Here is a 5,630-nt window from a genome sequence, read left to right as displayed (position 1 = left end):
CACCGGAATCCGGCGCTGGCCCTGCTCGACGAAGATCACCGCCACGATCACCAGGAACGCGCCGAAGCAGACCAGGCCGAAGATCAAGCCGCCCTTGCTGTCCAGAATGGCCTTGCCCTCGCCGGGGATGCGGGCCGCGATACCGGCGAAGATCAGCAGCGACATGCCGTTGCCCACACCGCGTTCGGTGATCTGCTCGCCGAACCACATCACCAGCGCGGCGCCCGCGGTCATCACCAGCACGATGATGATCATCCCGAAGATGCTGTCGTCGGCGAGGATTCGCTCCGAGCAGTTCGGCAGGAGACGCCCGCGTCCAGCGAGCGCGACCAAGCCTGTGGCGTGCAGGATCGCCAGCGCCACCGAGAGATACCGCGTGTACTGGGCGATCGCGGCCTGCCCGGTCTGGCCCTGCTTGCGCAGCTCCTCGAAACGCGGAATGACGACGGTGAGCAGTTGCGTGATGATGCTCGCCGTGATGTAGGGCACGATGCCGACCGCGAACACCGACAGTTGCAGCATCGCGCCGCCGGAGAACAGGTTGATCAGCTGGTAGATTCCGGCGTTCTCCCCGCCGGACAGCTGATCGACGCAGTGCCGGATCGCCCGGTAGTCCACGCCCGGTGACGGCAGTGCGGCCCCGAGGCGGTACAGCGCGATCAGGCCCAGCGTGAAGAGGATCTTCCGCCGCAGGTCCGGAGTCCGGAAAGCCGATACCAAGGCGGAAAGCACAGATCCTCCTCATGCACGATGGTCACGAGGTCCTGACGCTACGGAGCGACGTGCCTTCCGACGTCGCCCGCGAGATCGACTTCTCCCTCCCCCGACAGCGGGAGACGCACGCGCTCAGGCAGTTCCGCCCCGTGTCAGCGGGGCTGCGGGGAGAGGTGCGGGAAGGTGACTCCGGTCAATTCCTCGGAGGTCCTCCACAGGCGCCGCGCGACCTCGGTGTCCTGCGCCTTGGCCGAGCGGCCGACCAGTTCCGGCGCCCCGCGCCCCTCCAGGAAACCGCCGGGGCCCGCGTAGCTGCCGCCCGGAACATCCGCGACGGCGGCGTACAGCGTCGGCAGGGCGCCGTCGTCGTCGCTCTGCGCGAGCAGACGGGTGGCCGCCCGCTGGATCAGATGGCGCACGCGGTGGCGGCCATCGGATCGCAGCAGATTGGTGGCCGCCATGCCGGGGTGCGCCGCGGTCGCGAGCACGGGCGAACCGGTGCGGGCCAGCCGGCGCTGGAGTTCGGCGGTGAACAGCAGGTTGGCGAGTTTGGACTGTGCGTACGCCGCCATCGCCCGGTACGGCTTGCGTTCCCAGTTCAGGTCACCGAAGTCGATCGAGCCCACCTTGTGGCCGCTGGACGAGACCGTGACGACCCGTCCCCGGATCCGCGGCAGGAGCAGGTTCGTGAGCGCGAAATGGCCGAGATGGTTTGTCCCGAACTGCAATTCGAAGCCCTCGGCAGTGCGCGACAGCGGTGGGATCATGACGCCCGCGTTGTTGATCAGCACGTCGACGGGTTCGGTGAAGTCCTCGGCGAACGCGCGGACCGAGGACAGGTCGGCGAGATCGAGCCGCCGGACCTCGAGTTGCCCGGTCATCTCGGCGGCCGCCGCGCGGCCCTTCTCGGTGTCGCGCACCGCGAGTACGACATGCGCACCCCTGGCAGCGAGAACGCGGGCGGCGGCCCGGCCGATGCCGCTGTTGGCGCCGGTGACGACGACGGTGCGACCCGTCATGGCGGGGATGTCGGAGGCGGAGAATGTTGTCATGCGCTACAAAGTAGTCGATGGCAACAATGTTGTCCACGAAAACATTTGCTAGGGTGGCCGACGTGCCCGCCCCGACCGAAGACCGGCCCTATCATCACGGAAACCTCCGCGCGGCCCTGCTCGACGCGGCCGAGCGTGACCTGCGCGAACGCGGCGACGACCAGCTGACGCTGCGTGAACTGGCTCGGCAGATCGGCGTCAGCCACGCCGCCCCGCGCCGGCACTTCCCGGACCGCCAGGCACTGCTCGACGCGCTCGCCGAACGTGGGTTCGCCCGGCTGGACGCGGCACTGCGCACCGCGTTGTCGGAGGCGGGGACTGACTTCCCCGCGCGCGTGCGGGCCACCGTCGCGGCCTACATCCGCTTCGCCACCGAGAACGCCGCGCTGCTCGAACTGATGTACACCAGCAAGCATCGCCCTGGCGCCACGCGCATCGTCGAGGCCGCCGAAGCGCCGTTCGGGCTGATGAACGAGCTGATCACCGACGGGCAGGCGCTCGGCGAACTCCGCGCGGGCGACCCAGAGCGGATCGGGATAGTCCTGTTTGCGACCGTCCAGGGCATCGCCTCGATCATCAACGGCAACTTCGTCGAACCGCGGCTACTCGACGGACTCGTGGACGCGATGGTCGAGCAGTTCCTGCGCGGGAACCGGCCGCCGGAGCAGGGCTCGTAGCGAGGTCAGCCCTTCGCGCCGATGAGTTGCCGGTAGCGCGTATTTCGGGTGAGGAGGGCGGTGTGGGGGCCGGTGTCGGTGATCCGTCCGCCCTCGAGGAGTACGACGGTGTCGGCTTCGCGGATGGTCGACAGGCGGTGGGCGATGACCAGGAGGGCGCACTCCTGCCGGACGGCCTGGATGGTGACGTGCAGGGCTCGCTCGGTTTCGGCGTCGAGCATGGCCGTGGGTTCGTCCAGCAGCAGCAGCGTCGGACGCCGGATCAGTGCGCGTGCCAAGGCCACGCGCTGTCGTTCGCCGCCCGAGAGGAGTACGCCGTGCTCGCCGACCGAGGTGTCGAGGCCGCGCGGCAGCCGGGCCACGAGGTCGTCGAGACCGGCGAGCTTTATCGCGCGCTCCAGATCGTCGTCGGCGAGGCCGGGTTCCCGGTAGGTGAGATTGTCTCGGAGACTTCCGAACAGCAGTGGCGCGTTCTGTTCCAGCAGGCTGATGTCCGAGCGCCATTCCCGGCGCGGCCGATCGCGGTGCGAACGGCCGTTCAGCAGAATGTCACCGCCATCCGGTTCGTAGAATCTGCTCACCAAGGAGAACACCGTGGATTTTCCGGCGCCAGAATGGCCGACCAGGGCTACGTGGCCGTGTGCCGGTACCGAGAAGGTCACGCCGTCGAGAACGCTGCGCTCGTCGTAGGAGAAACGCACGTTCCGGAATTCGAGGGCGAAAGGAGCTTGCCCCGAAGGGTTTTCGGCCGTCGTGCGCGCCGGTCCGAGGTCGTCCTGTTCCTCGGCGGGTAATTCGAGGGTCGACGCTATCCGGCTGAGCGCGCCCAGTGCCCTTTGCAATTCGACGGAGCCGTTGAACAGATCGCCGACCGGAATCAGCAGGTTCATCGCGAGCAGCATCATCGATACGAGACTGCTCAACTCCATCTGCTGATGCGCCACCCGGATACCGCCGACGAGCAGTGACACCACGAACGAACCCGTCACCGCGAGCTGTATCGCCGGATTTCCCAATGCCTTCAGCCGGGCGGCCCGCACCCCGGCGGAGAATGCCGCGCCGGCCAACTCGGTCAAGCGCTCGTGCTCGCGCTTCTCGGCATTGTTGACCTTCACGGTGCGCAGGCCGGTGAGCGCGCGTTCGATATCCGCCGAGAGCGCACCGACACTCTCCTGCAAGTGCGTCGAGGCCGCCTCGATTCTCGTCATCACCAGCAGCAGCGCACTCGCTGCCACGCCGACGGTGACGATCACGATCGAGAACAACACCCAATCGAGGTAGATCATCACCGCGACGGTTCCCACGAGCGTGATCGCGCCGGTGAGTATTTGCACGAGACTGGTCCCCACGGCATTCCGGACCACCGTGGCGTCCAAAGTCACCCGCGAGATCAGATCCCCGACCCTGAGTGATTCGAGCGTCGGAATCCGCAGCCGCAGCAGATGGCCGACCAATCGGTCACGGACCGTCAAAAGGACCGACTCGCTGGACCTTTCGAGAATGTACAGCCCACCGGTATCGGTCACGGCATGCAGCAGATAGGCCCCGACCAACACGGCCAGAGACCACCCGATAGCCTCACCCGCCACCGCATCCCGGACAACCCGCCCGGCCAACAGCGGTTGCGCCAACGACAACCCGGTCCCCACCAGCAGCAGCGCCGTCGCTGTCAGCAGCGAATTCCGATGCGGCGCAACCAATTCGAGCAACGCCCGAGCCCGACGCAGCCAAGAATCCCCATCGTCGATCATCATTTTCCCCCCAACAGCTATGTCTCCCACCACAACCGACAAGGTAGCCGACCGGCGGAGTCGGCCACGACGAATATCTACGCCCACGGGTGGGAGAAGATGTGCCTCCTCAGGGTGTGGGGCGCCCCGACCTTCTCGCGTGAGTTCGGCTTCTCGAGGTTTTCGGATCAGGACCGGCGAAGTCGGGCGAGTAGGGGATCGAGTTGGTCGGCGAGGTTTCGGTAGGTGTGCAGCCATCCGCTGCTGACCGCGATCTCGCACAGTGGGCCGGTGGCGGCGAACAGTATCGATAGGTCGGGCAGTCGGCTGTAGTCCTCGTGCTGGAGGCGTGCGGCGTGGTCGGCCAAGTCGTCGAGTATTTCGGGCTCGTCGGCGTAGCGGGACTGCCAGGTCAGGTCCTGCGGTCCCGACGTCACCACCGCGCGCACCTGCGTGAGGATGCTCAGGACCGCCGCCACCTCCGAGTTCACCTGAACAGCATCACACGATCCATGACCACCGGGTGGCAGTGCGGGCTTGACCTTGTCACTGTGACAAGGCCTTCACTGGGTTCCGGAGGTGGTTCCCATGGAAACGACACACGGAAATACACAGGACGCCCGGCTGACGGCCGGACTGGCGGCCGCGAATTCGTCGACACGGCTGGCGTCGGCGCTGGCCATCGGCACGCGGGGCGACGCCGGGTTCGCGGAGGCGCTCGTGGCGCGGTGCGCGATCGAGCCGGACTTCTTCGTGCGCGACATGCTGACGTGGGCGTTGACTCGCCTGCCGACGGACAGCACGATTCCGAGACTGCGCGCCGAACTCCGGTCCGAGCGGGCGCAGGCTCGCAGCCAGGCGTTGCATACGCTGTCCAAGATCGGGGACGCCGCGGTGTGGCCGGCGATCACGCGGTCGTTGCTGCGCGACGCCGACGACGAGGTCGCGCGCAGTGCGTGGCGGGCCGCGGTCGTGCTCGTGCCGGACGACGAAAAGGAAAGGCTGGCAATCGAACTGGCTACTCAACTGGGGCGCGGTGACCGGGAGGTACGGCTGAGTCTGAGCCGTGCCCTCGTGGCGCTCGGCGAGGTGATCGAGCCGGTCCTGCGGACGGCCGCGGCCGGCGCCGATCCGGATGTGCGTGCGCATGCGGGCGCGACGGAGCGGCTCCTGCACGACCCGGATGCCGGGTTCGATCTCGCCGTGGATGAGGCGCGGCGGGTGGTCGCGCTCGGCCCGGAGCGGGCGGAGTCGTCCCCGTGCTGATCGGCGAGGTGGCGCGGCGTTCGGGCGTGAGCGCCCGGATGCTGCGCCACTACGACTCGCTCGGACTGGTGGGGGCGGCCCGCCGCCCCGGGGGGGGGGGTAGCGGGTTCGCCCCCCCCGACCACCCGCGGGTGTTGCCCCTGGGGGGGGTGGGGGGGGGGGGGGTGTGGGGGGACCCCCAACCCCCCGCC

Annotated in this window: 7 protein-coding genes; 3 read left to right on the top strand and 4 right to left on the bottom strand. The window is 68.0% G+C overall.

All coding sequences use genetic code 11. The features are described from left to right. A partial coding sequence (locus tag QH470_RS11050) for a preprotein translocase subunit SecY (RefSeq protein WP_280272216.1) occupies window positions 1–732 on the bottom strand: 732 nt, incomplete at its 3' end. A gap of 134 nt (window positions 733–866) precedes the next feature. Beyond that, entirely contained in the window at window positions 867–1,766 is a 900-nt protein-coding gene (locus QH470_RS11045) for an oxidoreductase (RefSeq protein ID WP_280272215.1), read from the bottom strand. 62 nt (window positions 1,767–1,828) lie between these two features. Here QH470_RS11045 and QH470_RS11040 point away from each other — a divergent pair, with 62 nt between their 5' ends. After that, window positions 1,829–2,443 (top strand): TetR/AcrR family transcriptional regulator, encoded by a 615-nt coding sequence (locus QH470_RS11040; protein WP_280272214.1) that lies wholly within the window; start codon window positions 1,829–1,831, stop codon window positions 2,441–2,443. Window positions 2,444–2,448: 5 nt separating this feature from the next. On the opposite strand, the gene QH470_RS11035 is transcribed toward QH470_RS11040, so the two are convergent. Together QH470_RS11035 and QH470_RS11030 are read right to left on the bottom strand one after the other, a co-directional pair. After that, the gene (locus QH470_RS11035; protein ID WP_280272213.1) at window positions 2,449–4,197 is read right to left on the bottom strand and encodes an ABC transporter ATP-binding protein; all 1,749 of its coding nucleotides are present in this window, start codon (window positions 4,195–4,197) and stop codon (window positions 2,449–2,451) included. Between the two features lie 164 nt (window positions 4,198–4,361). Further along, complete coding sequence (locus tag QH470_RS11030) at window positions 4,362–4,664, bottom strand: hypothetical protein (protein ID WP_280272212.1); 303 nt, start codon at window positions 4,662–4,664, stop codon at window positions 4,362–4,364. A gap of 97 nt (window positions 4,665–4,761) precedes the next feature. Here QH470_RS11030 and QH470_RS11025 point away from each other — a divergent pair, with 97 nt between their 5' ends. Beyond that, window positions 4,762–5,439 (top strand): HEAT repeat domain-containing protein, encoded by a 678-nt coding sequence (locus QH470_RS11025; RefSeq protein WP_280272211.1) that lies wholly within the window; start codon window positions 4,762–4,764, stop codon window positions 5,437–5,439. Beyond that, window positions 5,433–5,630, top strand: a 198-nt coding sequence (locus QH470_RS11020) for a MerR family DNA-binding transcriptional regulator (RefSeq protein ID WP_280272210.1), incomplete at its 3' end; no start/stop codon positions are given. The genes QH470_RS11025 and QH470_RS11020, both read left to right, overlap by 7 nt.

Source organism: Nocardia wallacei, from assembly GCF_029868745.1.
Lineage (GTDB): Bacteria > Actinomycetota > Actinomycetes > Mycobacteriales > Mycobacteriaceae > Nocardia > Nocardia wallacei_B.
The sequence above is the reverse complement of the archived record's forward strand: the minus strand, read 5'-3'. Positions and strand labels throughout refer to the sequence as shown.